The 18,291-nt window shown below is 54.8% G+C and carries 12 protein-coding genes; 7 read left to right on the top strand and 5 right to left on the bottom strand.

Going from position 1 to position 18,291, the window contains the following annotated elements; all coding sequences use genetic code 11:
* Positions 1–8 precede the first annotated feature (8 nt).
* Both tuf and rpsJ read left to right on the top strand, forming a co-directional pair.
* Entirely contained in the window at positions 9–1,238 is a 1,230-nt protein-coding gene (tuf, locus tag H6F46_RS05430) for an elongation factor Tu (protein WP_099532979.1), read from the top strand.
* A gap of 119 nt (positions 1,239–1,357) precedes the next feature.
* Positions 1,358–1,675 carry a 30S ribosomal protein S10 gene (rpsJ, locus tag H6F46_RS05425; RefSeq protein WP_099532978.1) on the top strand — a complete coding sequence of 106 codons (318 nt, stop codon included), beginning with the start codon at positions 1,358–1,360 and terminating at the stop codon, positions 1,673–1,675.
* Positions 1,676–1,917: 242 nt separating this feature from the next.
* On the opposite strand, the gene purN is transcribed toward rpsJ, so the two are convergent.
* Complete coding sequence (gene purN / locus H6F46_RS05420; protein ID WP_242027790.1) at positions 1,918–2,610, bottom strand: phosphoribosylglycinamide formyltransferase; 693 nt, start codon at positions 2,608–2,610, stop codon at positions 1,918–1,920.
* 77 nt (positions 2,611–2,687) lie between these two features.
* Here purN and recR point away from each other — a divergent pair, with 77 nt between their 5' ends.
* Positions 2,688–3,314 (top strand): recombination mediator RecR, encoded by a 627-nt coding sequence (gene recR, locus H6F46_RS05415; protein ID WP_190353861.1) that lies wholly within the window; start codon positions 2,688–2,690, stop codon positions 3,312–3,314.
* Positions 3,315–3,550: 236 nt separating this feature from the next.
* On the opposite strand, the gene H6F46_RS05410 is transcribed toward recR, so the two are convergent.
* Positions 3,551–4,897, bottom strand: coding sequence for a cell wall metabolism sensor histidine kinase WalK (locus tag H6F46_RS05410; RefSeq protein WP_242027788.1), 1,347 nt, complete (start codon positions 4,895–4,897; stop codon positions 3,551–3,553).
* Between H6F46_RS05410 and H6F46_RS05405 the strand changes: the two genes are divergently transcribed.
* Entirely contained in the window at positions 4,890–5,471 is a 582-nt protein-coding gene (locus tag H6F46_RS05405; protein WP_190404982.1) for a hypothetical protein, read from the top strand. The genes H6F46_RS05410 and H6F46_RS05405 overlap by 8 nt on opposite strands.
* A gap of 274 nt (positions 5,472–5,745) precedes the next feature.
* Entirely contained in the window at positions 5,746–6,696 is a 951-nt protein-coding gene (locus H6F46_RS05400; protein ID WP_190353859.1) for an SPFH domain-containing protein, read from the top strand.
* 36 nt (positions 6,697–6,732) lie between these two features.
* Here H6F46_RS05400 and H6F46_RS05395 read toward each other — a convergent pair whose 3' ends face one another.
* From H6F46_RS05395 to H6F46_RS05385, 3 genes are all read right to left on the bottom strand, one after another.
* Positions 6,733–7,692 carry an RluA family pseudouridine synthase gene (locus H6F46_RS05395; protein ID WP_190353858.1) on the bottom strand — a complete coding sequence of 320 codons (960 nt, stop codon included), beginning with the start codon at positions 7,690–7,692 and terminating at the stop codon, positions 6,733–6,735.
* A gap of 116 nt (positions 7,693–7,808) precedes the next feature.
* Complete coding sequence (locus H6F46_RS05390; RefSeq protein WP_190404981.1) at positions 7,809–8,783, bottom strand: GRP family sugar transporter; 975 nt, start codon at positions 8,781–8,783, stop codon at positions 7,809–7,811.
* A 402-nt stretch (positions 8,784–9,185) separates the two neighbouring features.
* Positions 9,186–9,872 carry a DUF4114 domain-containing protein gene (locus H6F46_RS05385; protein WP_206753575.1) on the bottom strand — a complete coding sequence of 229 codons (687 nt, stop codon included), beginning with the start codon at positions 9,870–9,872 and terminating at the stop codon, positions 9,186–9,188.
* Positions 9,873–10,783: 911 nt separating this feature from the next.
* On the opposite strand from H6F46_RS05385, the gene H6F46_RS05380 reads away from it, so the two are divergent.
* Positions 10,784–12,178, top strand: a complete 1,395-nt coding sequence (locus H6F46_RS05380) for a DUF3370 domain-containing protein (protein ID WP_190353855.1) — start codon at positions 10,784–10,786, stop codon at positions 12,176–12,178.
* A 1,504-nt stretch (positions 12,179–13,682) separates the two neighbouring features.
* Positions 13,683–18,191 carry a DUF4347 domain-containing protein gene (locus H6F46_RS05375; RefSeq protein WP_190353854.1) on the top strand — a complete coding sequence of 1,503 codons (4,509 nt, stop codon included), beginning with the start codon at positions 13,683–13,685 and terminating at the stop codon, positions 18,189–18,191.
* The last annotated feature ends 100 nt before the right edge of the window (positions 18,192–18,291 follow it).

Below are 18,291 nucleotides of genomic sequence, written 5' to 3'. Positions count from 1 at the left end.
CAAGACTCATGGCACGCGAAAAGTTTGAACGGACTAAACCTCACGTCAACATCGGGACGATCGGTCACGTTGACCACGGCAAAACGACCCTGACCGCTGCAATCACCATGTCGCTGGCGGCTCAAGGGAAGGCCAAGGCTCGTAACTACGCCGACATCGACTCCGCACCGGAAGAAAAAGCCCGTGGGATCACGATCAACACGGCTCACGTGGAATACGAGACCGAAGATCGTCACTATGCCCACGTGGACTGCCCTGGTCACGCGGACTACGTGAAGAACATGATCACCGGTGCTGCTCAAATGGACGGCGGCATCCTGGTGGTGTCGGCGGCTGACGGCCCCATGCCCCAAACCCGTGAGCACATCCTGCTGGCTCGCCAGGTGGGCGTGCCCAACCTGGTGGTTTTCCTGAACAAGGAAGACTTGGTGGATGATGCTGAACTGCTGGAGCTGGTTGAGCTGGAAGTCCGTGAACTGCTGAGCAGCTATGACTTCCCCGGCGACGACATCCCGATCGTGATTGGTTCGGCTGTGAAGGCTGTGGAAGCCCTGACCGCTAACCCCAAGATCGCTCGCGGCGAAAACGAGTGGGTTGACAAGATCCTGAAGCTGATGGATGAAGTGGATGCCTACGTGCCCACTCCTGAGCGCGATGTGGATCGTGACTTCCTGATGGCGGTGGAAGACGTGTTCTCGATTACGGGTCGTGGTACGGTTGCCACCGGCCGGATCGAGCGCGGTATCGTCAAGGTGGGCGACACGGTGGAAATCGTGGGTCTGAAGGACACCCGCAGCACCACTGTGACCGGCGTGGAAATGTTCAAGAAGTCCCTGGATCAAGGGATGGCTGGGGACAACGCTGGTTTGCTGTTGCGCGGTATCCAAAAGGAAGATATCGAGCGCGGCATGGTGCTGGCGAAGCCGAAGTCGATCAGCCCCCATACGCAATTCGAGGCTGAAGTGTACGTGTTGACCAAGGAAGAAGGCGGCCGCCACACCCCGTTCTTCGCTGGCTATCGTCCTCAGTTCTATGTGCGGACTACGGATGTGACCGGTCAAATCACGGCTTACACCGCTGACGACGGCTCGACCGTGGAAATGGTGATGCCCGGTGACCGGATCAAGATGACGGTTGAGTTGATCTGCCCGGTAGCAATCGAACAGGGGATGCGCTTCGCTATTCGCGAAGGCGGCCGGACGATTGGTGCTGGTGTGGTTGCCAAGATCGTTAAGTAGTTGTTGGTTCATCTGAGCTAGACACTGTAGGAACGCTGAATTCAGCGTTCCTACGGCTGTCTTCAGTCAAACCCTGAACCTTGAAAATTTGAGTCTTTACACCCCCTGAGTCTTTGAGTATGGCGACGATTCAGCAACAGAAAATCCGGATCCGCTTGCAAGCTTTCGATCGGAAGCTGTTGGATGCTTCCTGCGAAAAGATTGTGGATACGGCGAACCGCACGAGCGCAACGGCGGTGGGCCCGATTCCGCTGCCGACGAAGCGCAAGATCTATTGCGTGCTGCGTTCTCCCCACGTGGATAAGGATTCGCGTGAGCATTTTGAAACGCGCACTCACCGCCGTGTGGTTGATATTTATCAACCGTCGTCGAAAACGATCGATGCTTTGATGAAGCTCGATTTGCCGGCTGGTGTGGATATTGAAGTGAAGCTCTAGAGATTTTCAGTAGGGCGATTGATCGCCAATTATCCCTAGCAATTTCAATCAGCAATTACCAGCAATTGCTAGTAATTAAAAAAGTTGCCAGTGTTGCCAGTAATTAAATGCTGCGTTGGTTGAATTGCCCAGTGGGGAATTGAGTTTGTTACTCAAGCTAATGCTTCAGCGCCCGAGAGTTCATGTAACTCTTGGGCGTTTTGGATTGATTTTGGATTGACTTTGGATTGAGCTTGAAGCGACTAGGGCTGAGTGGCTTGATTGGCTTGAGCGACGGCCAGGGCGATCGCCTGGGGAAAAATCAAATGCTCTTGGGTTTGGATTCTGGCGTGGAGCGTTTCGGCGCTGTCGGTGGGGTAAACAGGAACAGCAGCCTGCATCAGGATGGGGCCGCTGTCCACCTCTAGCTCCACGAAATGCACCGTGCAGCCAGTGATTCTGACTTGGGCGGCGAGGGCCTGTTCAACGGCTCGAATGCCGGGAAAGCTGGGCAACAGGCTGGGGTGAATGTTGATGGCCCGTTTGGGAAAGGCGTTGACGAGAGTTTCGGTGGCCCGCCGCATCCAACCGGCCATGGCAACCCATTCCACTCCAGCGGCTTGGAGCGCTTGGACAACGGCTGCGTCAAACTGGTTGCGATCGGGGTATTGGCGATGGTCGAGGAGAACGGCGGTCACGCCCCAGCGGGCTGCCCGGGCGGCGACTTTGGCCCCGGGATTGTTGTAAACCAGCACTTTCACCTCTGCCCGTAAGCGGCCATCGGCGATCGCCTCCATGATGGTTTCAAAATTGCTGCCACTTCCTGAGGCCAATACGCCCAGGGCGATCGGGAGCAGGTTTTGATAGAGCGCTAATAGGTCACCGGACAGTTGAGGGGAGACCAAGTTAGGCTCGGAAGCGCGATCGATCGGAGCCTCGGTCATAGTTCCAGCCATTGCGAAAAATCAGCACGATTGTAGGCTCCGCTTGCCCGAAAGGGAAGTGCTAGAATACGCGACTGCGAAACAAACTGGTGCTTTACGCGGCGCAGCGCAGGAGGTGTGCTGTTTATACTCGTCCTTTGGCTCGATTAATTGAGCAATTGCAACGGCTACCGGGCATTGGCCCCAAATCTGCCCAGCGGTTGGCGCTGTATCTGTTGAATCGCCCGGAAGCGGAAATTCAAACCCTGGCCCAAGCGCTACTGGATGCCAAGCAACAGGTGGGCCATTGTCAGGTTTGCTATCACCTCTCGGCGGAGCCGGTTTGCGAGGTTTGCAGCAACCCGAACCGCGATCAACAGACGATCTGTGTGGTGGCGGATTCGCGGGATCTGATTGCGATCGAGCGCACTCGTGAATATCGTGGGCGCTACCACGTTTTAGGCGGGGTCATTTCCCCCATGGATGGCATTGGCCCCGAAAGCCTGACGATTCAGCCCCTGGTGCAGCGGGTGCATCGCGAAAAGACCCATGAGGTAATTTTGGCGATCGGGCCCAGCATTGAAGGGGAAACTACCACCCTGTATCTATCCCAACTGCTCAAGCCCTTTACCAAGGTGACCAGAATCGCGTTTGGGTTGCCCGTGGGGGGTGAGTTGGAATATGCCGATGAGGTGACCTTGGCCAAGGCTTTGGAAGGGCGGCGCGAGGTGGAATAGTTTCTGATCATTACTGGTAATTACTGGGGTGATTACCTGGGCGATCGCTCGGGTTGGGGAGAGGGGGTCAGGTTTTCTGGATGTTTCTACTAGCGTGGCTGCCTTAATTCGCTGGGTTAAATTACATGGCTGTTACCGTCACCAAATCGTTAGGCAGCAAGGGGCTTAAGCCCCTTGTTACCACGACTGGCTCCGCAACTTTGACCCAATGTATTAAGCCTGCCATGCTACTACTGCTAATTTGTTTCGATGCTTTTCTGAAGTTTCTCGCTCCCGATCGCGATCGGGAGGCTGAATTGAAATGTGCTGCCCTTGCCTAGCTCGCTGGTCACCTCCATTTCGCCCCCCTGAAGCTCCACCAACCGCCGAGAAATGGATAGACCAATTCCCACGCCAGCGGATTGGCGACCCTCATGGCGGCAACGACTGCGATCGGCCCGCCAAAATCGCTCAAACACATGGGGCAAGTCCTGCTCAGAAATGCCTTCCCCCGTATCCGTGACCCCTACCCAAAGGGCGCGTTCATCCTTGGGGCTGGCCCAAAGGCGAATCGAGCCACAGGTGGTGTGGCGTAAGGCATTGCCCATCAGATTCAGCAACACCTGTTCCACCCGATCGGGGTCGGCAGCCACGAGCGGCAGCACAGCCGGACAATCCAAAATTAACTTCGGTTCGTCATCAAACACCTGATCGGCAATGCGGTTGATGATCGATTCCAAAAGGGGCCGCAGATCGATCGACTGCACATGAATTGGCAAATAGCCTGTTTCTGCCCGCGATAGTTCCTGAGTGTCGCTCACCAGTCGCTCCAGCCGCTTGGTTTCGCGAATCAGGCGATCGAACAAATCCGGCGTGGGATCAATGCGCCCTTCACTCAGTTCTTCGAGATAGCCCCTTACCACCGTCAGCGGTGTGCGCAGTTCATGGGTCAGGTCGCTGATCAAATCCCGGCGGCGCTGCTCCGTGCCCTCTAAGCTCGTGGCCAAGCGGTTGAAACTACTGCCCAACTGATTCAGCTCTGGAATATCACTGGCTTGGATGCGGGCATCCAGTTCCCCCGAGGCAAACCGCACAGTCACCTCTTCCATGTGCTTCAGGGGCCGCGCAATCCGCAAAGCCGCCCAATAGCTAAAGGCTCCTGCCGCCGTGGCCCCAACCAGCGCTGACCAAAGGGTACTTTGCTGCAACACAAACCCAAAACTGTTCACCAGTTGCGTGCGGGCATAGCGCAACCGAAACCCCCGCACCTCCAGCTCATCCAGCTTCCAAACAAAGGTTTTGGGGGACGAAAACCAACCCACCAGAGCAAAGCTACCGATGCTGAGGAAAACCACCAGCAGGTGGGATAGCAACAGGCGCGATCGCAAGTGGGGGCGAAGTTTGGTCAGGTCGGTGAGCAGGGAGTTCAAGGGCGATCGGGGGGGTGAGGGTGGATTGATGTGGCTACCGGCCCGGGAACAGGGGCAGCTCATTTCATTGTGCCAAGGTCGATCGGTTTCGTGGCCCCGGTGACGTAAATCCCAATGTCGATCGAGAGGTCGATCAAGAGGTCGATCGATCAAACGCTGGGCAATCGTGGGCATCGCTGGCTACGATCGAGCAATCATCCAACTTTTCACCACATCATCGAAACCGGCGATTCAACATGCCATTGCACAGGCGATGGGCAAGGTGACCATGAAACGACGCGGGCGGCGCTGGCCGCTTCAAACCTGGCAACGTTGGTTACTCACTGCCCTGGCAGAAATCTTGCTGGGCTTGTTGCTCTTTGCGATCGCGCCGTTCTTTCTCAATTCCCATTGGCCCCTCTTGGGGTTTGCGATTGTGTTGGGTGTGCCGATCGCCTGGGTTGGATCGCTGGGTTATGGCCTGTGGCGGTGGCTGGATGCTCGACGGGCCCGAACCCTGTTGGCGCAATACGATCCGGTCTATCGGCGGCTGCGAACGGTGCAATTACTGGCGATTTCTTCACGATCGGTGGAGGAGGCGATCGAAACATTGCAATTGCTCAATCAGGATGAAGCCTATCGTGTCTTAAACCGATCTCCTTTGGATTTGTTGCAGCCTTTTCCTGATTGGGAAACTGATCATCAACGGCTGATTTCCCATGTTGCCGATCAGTCCCAAGCCGTTAAACCTACTCACCGATCGCCCTAATCACTGATCGCCCTAAAAAGATGGCTTAATGCAAGCTTTGTTTGAAATTAATTTTTGATTGATTTTTACCAACAGCTTGATTGATTACCTACTGAATTCATGATTAATTCTTGATTAATAAATCCTTTACCTAAAATAATTGACACGCCATATCGCAAATGCCATGAAGCAACGGTTCGGTGGGCACTGCCCACCCTACGGGCTGGCAAGTGCTTCAAGACACTTTTCAGTCATCCTTTTAACTGATTTTTAATGGAGAGTGAGAGCGTCAACCATGAAAAAATTTCCAAAACGAGTAATCATCCAAACTTCGCTTCTTGCTCTACTTGCCTCAACCCTTAACGCCTGTGGCATCATTCCTGGAACCAGCATCACCACCGTTGAGCCAGGGTATGCCGGCCTCAAAATTCAACTCTATGGTGGCAGCAAAGGAATTGATAAGGCTGAATTGGTTTCGGGGCGTGTTTGGTTTAATGGTTACACAGAAGAAATCGTTGTTTTTCCAACCTTTGTCAATACCTATCCTTTCACCAAAGAAACAACGGAAGGCTCACCCGTTGATGAGTCGATCGTGTTTTCCGTGGCCGGTAGTCCCGTTTCGGCTGATGTGGGTCTATCGTTTGGTTTTTCTACGGAAGTAATTCCCAACACTACCAAAACCAGACTGCATGAGTTTTATGAAACCTATCGCAAAACCCCCGATCAATTTCGGGCGAATGAGCTGAGAAATGGATTGAGAAATTGTTTTTCGGAAGCGGCAGAAACCTTAGCCCTGACTCCTGTGCAAGTGCCCACCAGCCAGCAGCGATTGGTGGCAACGGTGCGGGCCTGTGTGCAACGACGCTTCCAGTTCATCACCGTTCAAGATGTGTCCCTTTTGGGGCCGTTGCGGCTGCCCCCAGATATTCAAAAAAGCATTAACGAACAGTTTGCGGCCCAACAGGCGGCCCAAACGGCTGAGGCCAATCGCCGCAAAGTGGAAGCAGAGGCGGCCTCCAATGTGGCGAGGGCCAAGGGAGAAGCGTTGGTGACGATCGAGCAGGCCCGGGCGGAGGCGGAGTCCAATCGCCTGCGGGCGGGTTCCATCACCCCGCAATTATTGGAGTTGGAGCGGTTGCGGGTGGAACGAACTCGCATTGAAAAGTGGAACGGTCAGCAAGCCCCAACCATCCAAACGCCCAATGTTCAAATCGGCGGTTCGGCGGCGGGTTCCAAGGCTCCCTAAATCTGGTGCTCAAGATTTGGTGCTCAAGATCTGGCGCTAACTATGGGCGGGTTGGCCAAATGGCGACGGCGCAGGACAGCAAACCTCGATCGGGGCTTGGGTTTGGGGATGGCGGAAGGCGAGGGTTTGGGCATGGAGCCAATAGCCACAGTCGCCGGGCAGGGCGATCGCCTCGGGATCCCTTGGGGCCTCCGGCGCGATCGGGGTCAGTTGCGGTTGCCCACCGGCCCCATAGAGTGGGTCGCCCACGAGGGGAAATCCGGCGGCGGCTAAATGAATCCGAATTTGGTGAGGACGGCCCGTGAGAATGGTGACTTCAACCAACATTTGGTCACGATCCCGCCGCAACACTTGGCAATCGCTGCGGGCAAAGGCTCCATCTGGGGTGACCCCGTAAAGATGCCCCAATTGGGGGTGGGGAATTTTGCCGATCGGCTGCTCAATCCGAAACCGATCCATGGAAGCGTTGCCCACTGCCAAAGCCCAGTAGACCTTATGCATTTGTCGATCGCGCATTTGTTGGGTCAGGTGCGATCGGGCCTGGGGCGATCGGGCCAACAACACCAAACCGGAAGTGCCGCGCCCCAGTCGGTGAATGGGCACAGGGCTGGATTGTGGATAGCGTTTTTGTAATTGCCGCAACAGGGTATGTTCCAAAAAACCCCCCGCCGGCATCACGGGCAAGCCAGCGGGTTTCGCCACCACCAACAGATCGGCATCTTCATAGAGCACTGCAAAATCCAGGGGCACGGTTGGTTCCACCCAAGGGGAGCGATGATAGGTTAACCGTTGTCCCGATCGCAGAATTTGCTGAGGACTGGCCGGGCCATCTTCAACCAAAATTTGACCCGCCAAAATTCGATCGCGCCAAGTCTGTTCCGTGGAGTGCCGATAGTGTTGGCTGTAGTAGGCCAAAAGGGTGAGGCCCGCCGCCGCGCGATCGACCCGATCTTGATAGACCCAACCCTGATTGAGCGTGCCGGTTTCTCCCGCCATTCAGATATACAAACTCGGATATTTAGATAGACAGACGCAACCTTCCATGAAATATCGCCATTCAAGATCGAAGATCAAGCGCCTGAAAAATTCAACCAGTGAACGTTAAACAACCCTCAAAGGCGCGATCCTCCAATCAGAATAATTCCACCAAAGGCGCAGAACGTCCCGATCGCCACTCGCAAAATTTGCTGGCGACCGGTCACCTCTCGAAATAACCACAGACCCCAAGCTGCATTCACCACGATCGCGAACTGAGTTAGGGGCATTCCCACCGCCATTCCGAGGCGATCGACCGCGAAAAAACTGCCCACATTCGCCACATTCCAAAGCATTCCCGAGCAAACCAACGCCAACAGGCTCGATCGGGGCAACTGCCGCAACACCCGACCGCCCCGTTGCCCAGCCAACAGACTCGCTGTTCCCAAAATTCCAAGGGACATAGACGGCACAAAGGCGATCGGGCTTTGGGCCGCAAAGGCAAATGGGACTGATTGCGATCCAAACAGCAACCCCACCACGCCACAAAGCCACCAGCCCTGATTCTGGATTTTGGGTCGGTGGCTGGGCTGCTGGCTCGATCGGTTAACCGGTGAATTGGTCGATCGAGGGCCCGGGGGTTGCGTTCCGGCCGGGCGATCGGGCCAATTCATCAGGGCAATTCCCGCCACCAACAGCGCCACTCCCCCAACGGCCACCGGCAACAACACCGGCTCCCGAAAAAACAACGCTCCCCAAAGAAACGAAACCCCAATCCCGATCGTGGCCCACAGGGCCAACCCCCGCGCCAATCCCAAGGCCCGCACCACAAAAATGGAGCCGTAATTGCCCAAGGCCCAAATCACCCCTGCCAGCAGGCCCCAACCATTGGGAATCCAAGCGCCAGAGGCGATCGCCAACGGAATGGCTAACAGCACAATCCCGATCGCCATGCTCAGTTGCGCCGCCAAGGGATCCACCGTCGGTAGCCGCTTCACGGGCACTAGATACGACCCCCAAAACAGCGCCGCCACCGTTGCCCCCAACCAGCCCACGCCAGGGTGCGCCATCCCCACCGGGGTGATCGAACTAGCCGCCAGCGTTGCCGCCATCCATCCTGTAACATCCAAAAGCCAAACTCTCCCGGTCAGCATTCCTAACCCGGAGATGATGGCACAGGCTAGGCCCAGGCCAAGCGCGGTTTTTCCAAAAAACAGCCTTTGCCCGCCAGGTCGCCAACCAGTAGCCAAAAATTAGCCGAAAAGTAGCCAAAAAAAGGTGGGCGAGTTGACTTTGCTCAACTCACCCATGACCTACCGAACCAAATCCATATCCATTGCTCGATCGAACCGGCGGATGGAACTTCAGCCCAATTGAAAGGTTCACCCGCCAGTTTGATGGCTAGCGATTGCTAACGACTAGCAATCGCTAGCCACCACCTACTTCAATCATCTGCCCATTCAATCATCTGCCTACTGGTGAGTGGCAACCCATGGCAGCATCACTTGATCGGTCTAGCTATCTTGCTGACGACGGCGGGACACCAGGCCCAGAGCCGTAGCAGCAGCCAACGACAGCATCACCGAAGGCTCAGGCGTTGCCACCTTCGAGCCGGAAACACCACGAACCACAAACACCGTGTCGTTATAGTCCAGGTCACCGCCGGTCACGATGTCTTCAAAGCCCATCAGAGTCCAACCATCGCCCAAGTCGTAGGCAATCATGTGTTGCAGCTTGTCGCCATTGCGGTTGGCATCAGCGCCCAAGAAGTTCCAAGTCCCAGTGCCATAGACCTGATCCGAAGTGATGCCAGCGTAGTTTTCGCCACGGCTGTAGCCATCAGAGTTCAGGAAGAAGTCAATCACGCTGCCTTTGCTGAAGGATCCGAGGCTCACGCCTTGACCCCGCTTCAGGGGGCCATCAGCCTCAGCCAAAATCGACTCCTTGGAAGACACATCGTTGAAGACCGTGCTCAAAGGGCCATTGTTGGCGGAAAAGAGCAACTGGTTGCGATAACCTGCGCCTTCGTTGATGAAGTAAACTTCCAGCGAATCAGCAGCACCCGACCACTTCAGGCTGTTGGGGTTAATTTGCGAGAGTTCCAGCGCCGTGAATGCTTTGCGCTCCTGTTGGACATAAGTATCAAATTTGGCCAACTGTTCGGGAGTTAGTTGCAACGCGCGAGCAGCGGAGGCAGACATGGTGCCGACGAGGGTAGCCGCTGCGAGGACAAAGCCTTTCCAAATAAAACCTTTCACGATTTAAATCCTCCTAGTCCTAATCCGAATGTTCTTGGTGAGCAGTGGTAGTTTTGCTGGAATCGCTTTTCCTGACAGCACCCTTGATGTCGATCGCGCCCACTTACCAAACCGGTGAATGATTTAGTCCGCTTGTTTTGCCTGGAAAAGCACGCGCTCTTTTGGGTTCTTGATTTACTTGTACTGTGTTTACGAAGGCCTGTCTAGCGTTTTTCTGGCTCTTGGCGGAATCTTTAATTGCAAGCTAGTTTTATGAAGCCTATTTAAAGTTTAAAGATTAAATAAAGATCAAATTTAAAAAGACTAAAAGTCTTTGTGGGCAAAGTTTCTGGCGATTGAGAATTTGAGAAAGTTTAAATTATGGTGACCGTCATCACGGGAAGTTTTTGTCAGAAATCACGAAGCCTTTAGGCGAAAAATTGATAACTCTGTTCAGGTGATTCTGCAAAAGTTGCTCCAAAAATCACTCCAAATTACTCAAGATTTTTGATTGCGATTTCTGATGCCATTGTCCTCTTGGGACTGATGAGTTGTCGTGGCTTTTGTGGCCAAAGGGCTGTTGAACTATTTCGGCTTTCGAGGGGCACGAAGAGGTTAGTAATCCTAAATGAAACGTTTTAGCCCGTTTTTCGGCTAATTCGGCTGTTTAGTGCCGGTTGATGCTGGGCTATGTTGGTTTTTTGCGCTGGGGAGTTGCGCGGCTGGGGCGATCGAGGATTGCGAGTTGCCCGATTCGATTAGGGCGATGGATTGAGGAACTATTGATTAACCCCAGCGGCTGGCAACCCAGGAGGGGCCATTGGTTTGAGATAATGGGAGCCGCGATGCTTTGTGGTTGCGGGAGGGCTTGAAGGATGGTGTTGGCAAGCTGGCTACTGGCGGGGATTGTGGGAGCACAGGGCTTGCCACCCGGAACGCCCGCACCGAGTCCGAGTCCGAATCTACGGCCCCAAGAGGTGCGATCGCTCCCGGGACATTTGGATGCGGTGCCTGTGCTGAATAGCAACAGCCCGGAAATTGTCCAGCAAGCGGGAATTTTGCTCTCGACCTTTCCCCCTGCTGGGATGCGCAGTCCCGAGGCACACCTCAACCAGGTGTTTCAAGGGCGGTTTGATATTTTTGCCCACCACATTGCCAAAGCGGCGGCAACGGGGCCGGATGGGGCGATCGACCTGCGATCGCTCTATGTGGGAATTGTGCTGGGCAACGCGGATCCCAATCGATCGGCAACGGTGCGAGTTCTTCAGGGGGCCAGTTACCTCAGCCAGCCCGATGCGCCATTTATTGCGCTGCCGCCGATGGTGGATAACCCGATCGGCCAGGTCTACTCGGGCCCCGGCAGCCGAGCGGTGGATTGGGTGTTGCGCGGCCGCCGCCAAGCGGATTTGCCTGATCGGGTCACCATTCCCCCGGGCGAGACAGTGGTGCTGACCAGTTTGCCCATTCCGGTTCGATCGCTCAACCCACCCCTGAACGGTCGCTCCACCCTGCTGCGTCTGGACAGCGATCGCCCGGTTTATGCCGCCACCCTCGCCCGTTTTGCCCAGGCAACCTCCGACGGTGGAGAACAGCCCCCCACGGAAGCGGACTGGCGATCCACGCTCACTACCGGAACACTGTCAGGGCCGCGCGAACCGGTTCCCACAGCCCCCGGTGCACCGGGACCCCTGCGCTATGGCCGGGTGGCCGGCGTGGCGATCGGGTCCCGTTGGCGCGCGATCGTTACCGATGGGCCCAACAACCCACGCCTTAGCATTCCCGCTCCCGGTGCGGCCTTTTCCTATGGTGTGAGCACCCTGGTTGCCGGTCGGTTGGGGACTGAGCAAGTGCAAACCGCCCCGATCGTGGCTCGCTACCCGGATACGGCCTGGGCCGCCCACGGCAACTATGGGATTGAATATGACCTCACCTTGCCCCTGCATAACCCCACAGCCCAACCGCAGACGGTGGCCATTGCCCTAGAAACGCCAGTGAAATTTGATGCGCCCGCGCCGGGGTTGCAGTTTTTCGATCCGTTACCCAACTCGGTCTTCTTTCGGGGAACCGTCCGCATTCGATATCCCGACGATCGGGGATTGCCACAAACGCGATATGTACATTTGGTGCAGCGCCGAGGAGAACCGGGTCAGCCCCTCGCAACGGTGCAGTTGCCGCCCCAGGGCGATCGGCTCGTGCAAGTCAGCCTGATCTATCCCCCCGATGCCACCCCGCCCCAGGTTTTGACCTTGCAAACGCTCACGAATCCATAGCCTGAGTCAGGGATGATTCAGGGTATTTGGGGGCCATGATTTTTGTGGCTTCACTGGTTTTTCATTTTTGCGGTTTAGGATGCAATCAACCAAGCCCCAGGCGGGATGACTCAGCCTGACATCATTTCTAGAGTCCCATCTAGCCCCAGCATCTAACTTTCCGCGCTCAGTGTTGTCATTTTCTTGGTGCGATCGAATCGATTGGCCTGAGTCAATTAAAAGGTTTTCTGTCTCCCTCGATTTTGAGCCACGCCAGCTACGGCGATCGAAAGATCAAAGCCAAGTCATCGATCAATTCGTCCTTCACCAATTGGTTCTCTCTCTCCGCATTGATTATTCGATAATTATTCGATTTCAATTGCTAAATACTACAAACTACGATGACTAAATTATGATTGAGCAGTATGAAAGTTGGTGAATTGACCTGATTGTGATGTTTTTGTGATTTTGAAATGGTTTGACTGTCAAATGATTATCAAAGATCATCGGAAGTCAAAAATTAAATTACTGAATCATCAAGCTTAAACTATCGAACAATGCTTATTTGCTTTCTTGATTGAAAATTGAAGAAATGATTGTACGAAGACTTTTTTAATGAAAAAATCTAAAATCTTCCTTTGAACTGAGTTTTCTTAAGAAATTTATCGCTATATTTTAAAATCAGGGTGCAGATCGATTCGAACACATTCAAACAGAAAAATATGTTTCCTTTGGATAGATAAGACTCAAGAAATTGCTCAATGATGGTCACCCTACCCAAAATTTGAGCGATCGCAGATTACACAGCAAAGATGAAAAACCAGTGAAACTGGCTGTAGTCTTTGATACTCGATCGCCCAGGATCTGCCTTGAAGTCGTTCCTTTAGGTGTCGAACCGTCTCATCAATTTCACGGACTGTCCCAAGAGTCCTTTACAAGTCCGCAACGAAGACAGTTTACTCAGTTCAGCGCTCTGGTGAAACCCGGGTCGTTGGTCAGGGTACGTTCAAGCTGTTGTGATATCGTCATGGCTTTTCATGGCCTTGAGATTGACCTTAAGCGGAAGACGTAAAGACGAAGAGTGAATGAATTGGTTGGCATTGAGTCATGATCAGAACTCAAAATGCATGGATCAATTTCATTCAAAAAATTTAAATTTTTCGAGAATTTTTCAATCAAGATTGTGAATTTTCAATCAAGATTGTGAATTTCCGAATACTCGTTCTGCCACAGTCTGGATGACCTTTCCTTGCTTGGTTTTCACGGTGAATTCGTGACCAATATCATGCGTTGGAACTGCCCATGACCCTTCTCTCGGCACAACTAGTCCATCATTAAATTTAGACGAGAGCGATCAAGTTCTCTCAAATTTATCAATCGTCCGGGGCATCTATTTATTTCCCCGTTAAAGGGATGCAAGACACATTGTTTTCTACCTTTCTGTGAGAGCTTCATGAGCACGCATCAATCAACACAATCGTCTGGGTTGACTACTCTGAGTATTTTTGCTGAGGGTTCATCATCGATGCAACGCCAAAGCAATGATCAAAATTGTGATTTGCAAGATCAACATTTTGATAGCTCATTGCAGTCCACCGATCGATCGATTGTTTTGTCTACGTCTTCTCAGTCACGCCAGCCCAACAACCTTGAATCCACCTTGGTTGTGATTGATGCAAGGGTAGAAGCGATCGACCAATTGATTCAGGGAGTGCAGCCCGGCACAAGGGTGCTGAAGTTGGAGCCAACGGCGGCAGCTTGGGCCCAAGTGACCCAAGCCTTGGCTGAAAAACCGGTTCAACAACTCCATATGATTGCTCACGGTCAACCGGGCTGGTTGCAGTTGGGCGATCGGGGGCTGTCCGTAGCAAATCTGTCTCGGGATGTGCAGGACTGGCTGCGTCGCTGGGCCCTGTTGCTGAGCGATCGAGCTGAAATCTTGCTCTATGGCTGCCGCACGGGGGCCGGCATCCTGGGGCAGCAACTGATTGAAACCCTGGCTCACCTGACCCAAGCGACCGTGGGCGCAGCCACCAGTCCGGTGGGATCGGCCGATCGGGGTGGATCTTGGCGCTTGGACCGATCGACCGGATCCCTGCAATCCCCAGTGCCCTTCACACAGCGGGCGATCGCCCAATATCCAGGCCTGTTGGCTCCCTGTGTTCCCAACCAATTCCTTGGAATCGCCAACTTTGATGGTATTGGCGGTATACAAAACGACCTGGTGAGGGTTGATCTAGCAACAGGTTTGGTTCAGCTTGAAAGAGCCAATGTCATCGGCGGCAGGGGTAGCGATGCTATTGCTAGAAAACCCGGCACAACTGAGATCTACATCCTTCCAAATCCTGTTCCTCAAGGATCGTCTGTCGGGGGGCCTATTCAAATCCTTGATTTGAACCCAACTCAAACCCCTAGCCCAGCATCCCTTCCAAACACGAGAACTTCTGGACGTTTGACCTTCGATGCTGCTGGAAACCTGATTGCTGGCAGCAATGAAACTATTGAGTTCATCAACTCAGCCACTGGAGCCACAACCAAAACCTTATCAGTAACAGGCCCGGATCCTGCTGATCCCAGTAAGCTAGGTCCTTTACCCACAACTGCTAGTGGTGACTTTGCTGTTACTCCCGATGGCTCGCTTCTAATAGTTTTGCGAAGCCCCAACGCATCTGGCCACATTTACAAAATTCCTGCTTCTGAGTTGAGCAAAACGTCCGACAGTCCTTCTGTGCCGGTGCCAGTTTCAGCACAACTCCTGACTAGAAGCAGTGTTCCCTTCTCAGGTTTAGCTCTGGGTTACGACGGCAACTTCTATGCCACCACTATCGCTGCAGATAGTGGTGGTGGGCTGTATCGAATTGACCCTAATTCGGGAGGAGCAAACCTGGTAGCCCGCACCCGGATTCCGGCGGGAACCGTGGTTAACGGTGTGGCCCTCACCACTGACCTGCCGATCAGCGTGGGCGACCTGGGAACGTTGCCGATCCAGCCGATCAAGCCCAACATTAATCTCACCAAAACCGATGGGCTAGAAGCAGTACTTCCCGGCAGCACCATTACCTACAGCATTACGATCTCCAACACTGGTGGCTGCGACATTACGGCCCCGTTCTTGCTGAATCTGTCCGATGCGCCCCCGGCAGAGCTGCTCAACCCCGTTTGGAATCCCAATGTGCTGGCTCCTCCCGGGATTGGCTTGGCGCTCAATGCTGGAGAAACGAAAACCTTCCAGGTGTCGGGTCGCCTCTCGGATACGGCCACTGGGGTGATTACCAACACGGCCCGAGTCTCCCTTCCGGCTGGGCTTTTTGACCCGGATTTGGGGCCCCTCGACCCACAAGTGATTACGGCGACCGATGCGACTCGGGTGGTGGGTGGTGTGAATACACCGCCGACCCCGCGCAATTTGGTGTTGCCCTATAACCCCAATGGTTCTATTCCTTTGGCGGCGGTGGATCCCGATAGTGATCCGATTCGGGAATTTGTGATTACGGAAATTCCCCCGGGGAGTTCACTGTTTCTGCTCGATCCACTGACGGGGGCGAAGGTTTCCCTGTCGGCGGGGCAATCGATTCCGCCGGGCAATGTCGGCAACCTACGGTTTGAGTCACCCGATGGCAAAGGGTTCTTCAAGTACTCCGCAAGGGATGACAAGGGGAACCTGAGTCCAGATTCGGCAACGGTATTGTTCGATCGCCCGGAAATTATTGCCGAACCGCCGGTTCCCTTGAACGGGATCTTTAACGTGGTTCCCGGCTCGGCCACGGATTTGACCGAACCTCCCGAAAACGGCGTTGTCAAGTTTCGGTTGGGGGGACTGCCACCCACGGCGATCGACCCAAACAACGATTCGATCAAGAATTACAACATCACCCGCCTACCGGCCTTGGGTGACTTGTACGTGGGCGATCCGTTCAATGGAGGACGCAAACTCACCAGCACGGGCCTCCTGACTCCGGAAGAATTCGGCAATCTGTTCTTTATCCCCCGGGCCGATTTCACGGGTAAGGACTTTCTGACTTTCGACGTGATTGATATCAAAGGCAATCGCAGCCTGATTAGTGGCACGATTTCCTTCATTGCGCCGCCGGGAATTTCGGTGGCCAGCACGCCGCCCACGCCGCCCACTACGGTTAATCGGGCTTTGGGAGATCTGCCCTTCTTCATCACCAGCTTTACTGATGTGGCGGGTGTGGCCCCGAATTGCGGTTGCGTGGCCTCGCCGTTGGCGGCTTCCTGGCAAATTCCCAACCCTCTGATTGTGCCTGAGCTACCCGCGCTGGTGATTCCGCCGCCGCCCGAAACTGGCGGTAACCGGCTGCTGGGCACGCCGGGTAATGATGACTTGGTGGGCACCGCGTCCAACGATTTTGTGTCGGGGTTTGCAGGCAACGATCGCCTGCGGGGCGGCCCCGGCTCCGATGAACTGATTGGCGACCTCGGCAACGATTCCATTTTTGGTGGCTTGGGCAATCTCGCTGCGGTGGGTTCTGGGGTGGATGCCGATCGCCTCGGCGGGGGCGAGGGCAACGACCTGCTCAACGGCAATGAGGGTGATGATGTGGTCTTTGGCGGCAATGGCCAAGACATCATCAATGGCGGCAAGGATAACGATATTCTGCTGGGCGATCGGGGCAGTGACATCCTGCGCGGCGACCAAGGAGCCGACACCATCATCGGCGGCCAGGGTCGCCCGGATAACCGGCCGGATCCGAGCGATCGGGACTTGATCTTTGGCAATACCGAAAACGACGTGATCAGCGCCAATGAAGGTGAAGATACGGTGTTTGGCGGCCAAGGGGATGACTACATTCGCGGCGGCAAGGAAGCCGACTTGCTGCACGGCGATCGGGGTAACGACATTCTGATCGGTGACTTGGGCAACGACACCCTGATCGGTGGAACCGGTGTGCGCCTCATTACCGATCCCAACGGCCAAGACCTGTTGTTTGGCTTGGGCGGCGATGACCTGCTCTATGGCAACGAAGGTCAAGACACCCTTTCCGGGGGCGACGGCAAGGACACGGCCTTTGGCGGCCGGGACAATGATTTGATCCTGGGCGATTTAGGCAATGACGTGCTCTACGGTGACCTGGGCAACGACACCCTATTGGGCAGCGGTGGCAGCAATGTCCCGATCGGGGGCGGCACGGACGATGACCTGCTCTATGGCGGTCGTGGCCAAGACAACCTGAACGGTGGTCAGGGTCAAGACACCATCTTCGCCGGTCAAGAGGATGACTTGGTGTATGGCGGTAAGGACAACGATTTGCTCTATGGCGATAAGGGCAATGATGTGCTGTCCGGTGACCTGGGCAACGACACCCTGATTGGTGGCAACAACAACACGCGGGATCCCGATCGCACCGGGAACGATCTGCTGTTGGGCGGCGGCAATGAAGACTTGCTGTTGGGTAACGATGGCAATGACAGCCTGGCGGGCGAAGATGGCAACGATACGGCCCGGGGTGGTCAGGGGAATGACTACCTCTGGGGAGGGGCTGGATTGGATCTGTTGATGGGCGATCGGGGCAACGACACCCTCTGCGGTGAAGCAGGCAACGATACCCTCTACGGCAACAATCCCGATCGGCCCCAGTCCGTTAGCACGGGTTCCGATAACGATGTGTTGTCCGGTAACGCCGGGAATGACGTGCTATTTGGCAACGATGGTGATGACCAACTGGATGGCTGCGAGGATGACGACACCCTTTTTGGGGGCAAGGGGAACGACACCCTCACGGGCAGTGCGGGCAATGACGTGCTTTCCGGCGATCAAGGGGATGATGTGCTCTTTGGGAGCGAGGGAATCGATACCTTTGTGATCGGTCTCAATCGCGGTTTGGATATCATTTCCGATTACCTGGGCAACAATGACCGAATTGCTCTGGCTGGTGGATTGCGATTTACCGATTTGTCTTTTGTTGAAGAGGGTAACTCGATCCTGATTCGGGCCGGCGAGACCCCGATCGCCCGTCTCCAGGGCATCCCCGCCTTGCAATTCGTGAATAGCCAGGACTTCATCTCGGTCTAGATCGAAGTCTAGATCGAATCGGTCTAGGGCAAGCAATCGGTGGGCAGTCGTTGGCCGCAACCACTACCCACCGACAGCGGTGGAACTGGCCGGGTGGTTG

This window comes from Limnothrix sp. FACHB-1083 (genome assembly GCF_014696485.1).
Taxonomy (GTDB): domain Bacteria; phylum Cyanobacteriota; class Cyanobacteriia; order CACIAM-69d; family CACIAM-69d; genus CACIAM-69d.
This window is presented reverse-complemented; position numbering and strand designations above follow the sequence as displayed.

Coding starts and splice junctions, on each gene's coding strand:
- tuf (WP_099532979.1), top strand. CDS start 9: ATGGCACGCGAAAAGTTTGAACGGACTAAACCTCACGTCAACATCGGG.
- rpsJ (WP_099532978.1), top strand. CDS start 1,358: ATGGCGACGATTCAGCAACAGAAAATCCGGATCCGCTTGCAAGCTTTC.
- purN (WP_242027790.1), bottom strand. CDS start 2,610: ATGGCTGGAACTATGACCGAGGCTCCGATCGATCGCGCTTCCGAGCCT.
- H6F46_RS05410 (WP_242027788.1), bottom strand. CDS start 4,897: ATGCCCACGATTGCCCAGCGTTTGATCGATCGACCTCTTGATCGACCT.
- H6F46_RS05400 (WP_190353859.1), top strand. CDS start 5,746: ATGAAAAAATTTCCAAAACGAGTAATCATCCAAACTTCGCTTCTTGCT.
- H6F46_RS05395 (WP_190353858.1), bottom strand. CDS start 7,692: ATGGCGGGAGAAACCGGCACGCTCAATCAGGGTTGGGTCTATCAAGAT.
- H6F46_RS05390 (WP_190404981.1), bottom strand. CDS start 8,783: ATGGCGGCAACGCTGGCGGCTAGTTCGATCACCCCGGTGGGGATGGCG.
- H6F46_RS05385 (WP_206753575.1), bottom strand. CDS start 9,872: ATGTCTGCCTCCGCTGCTCGCGCGTTGCAACTAACTCCCGAACAGTTG.
- H6F46_RS05380 (WP_190353855.1), top strand. CDS start 10,784: ATGGTGTTGGCAAGCTGGCTACTGGCGGGGATTGTGGGAGCACAGGGC.
- H6F46_RS05375 (WP_190353854.1), top strand. CDS start 13,683: ATGCAACGCCAAAGCAATGATCAAAATTGTGATTTGCAAGATCAACAT.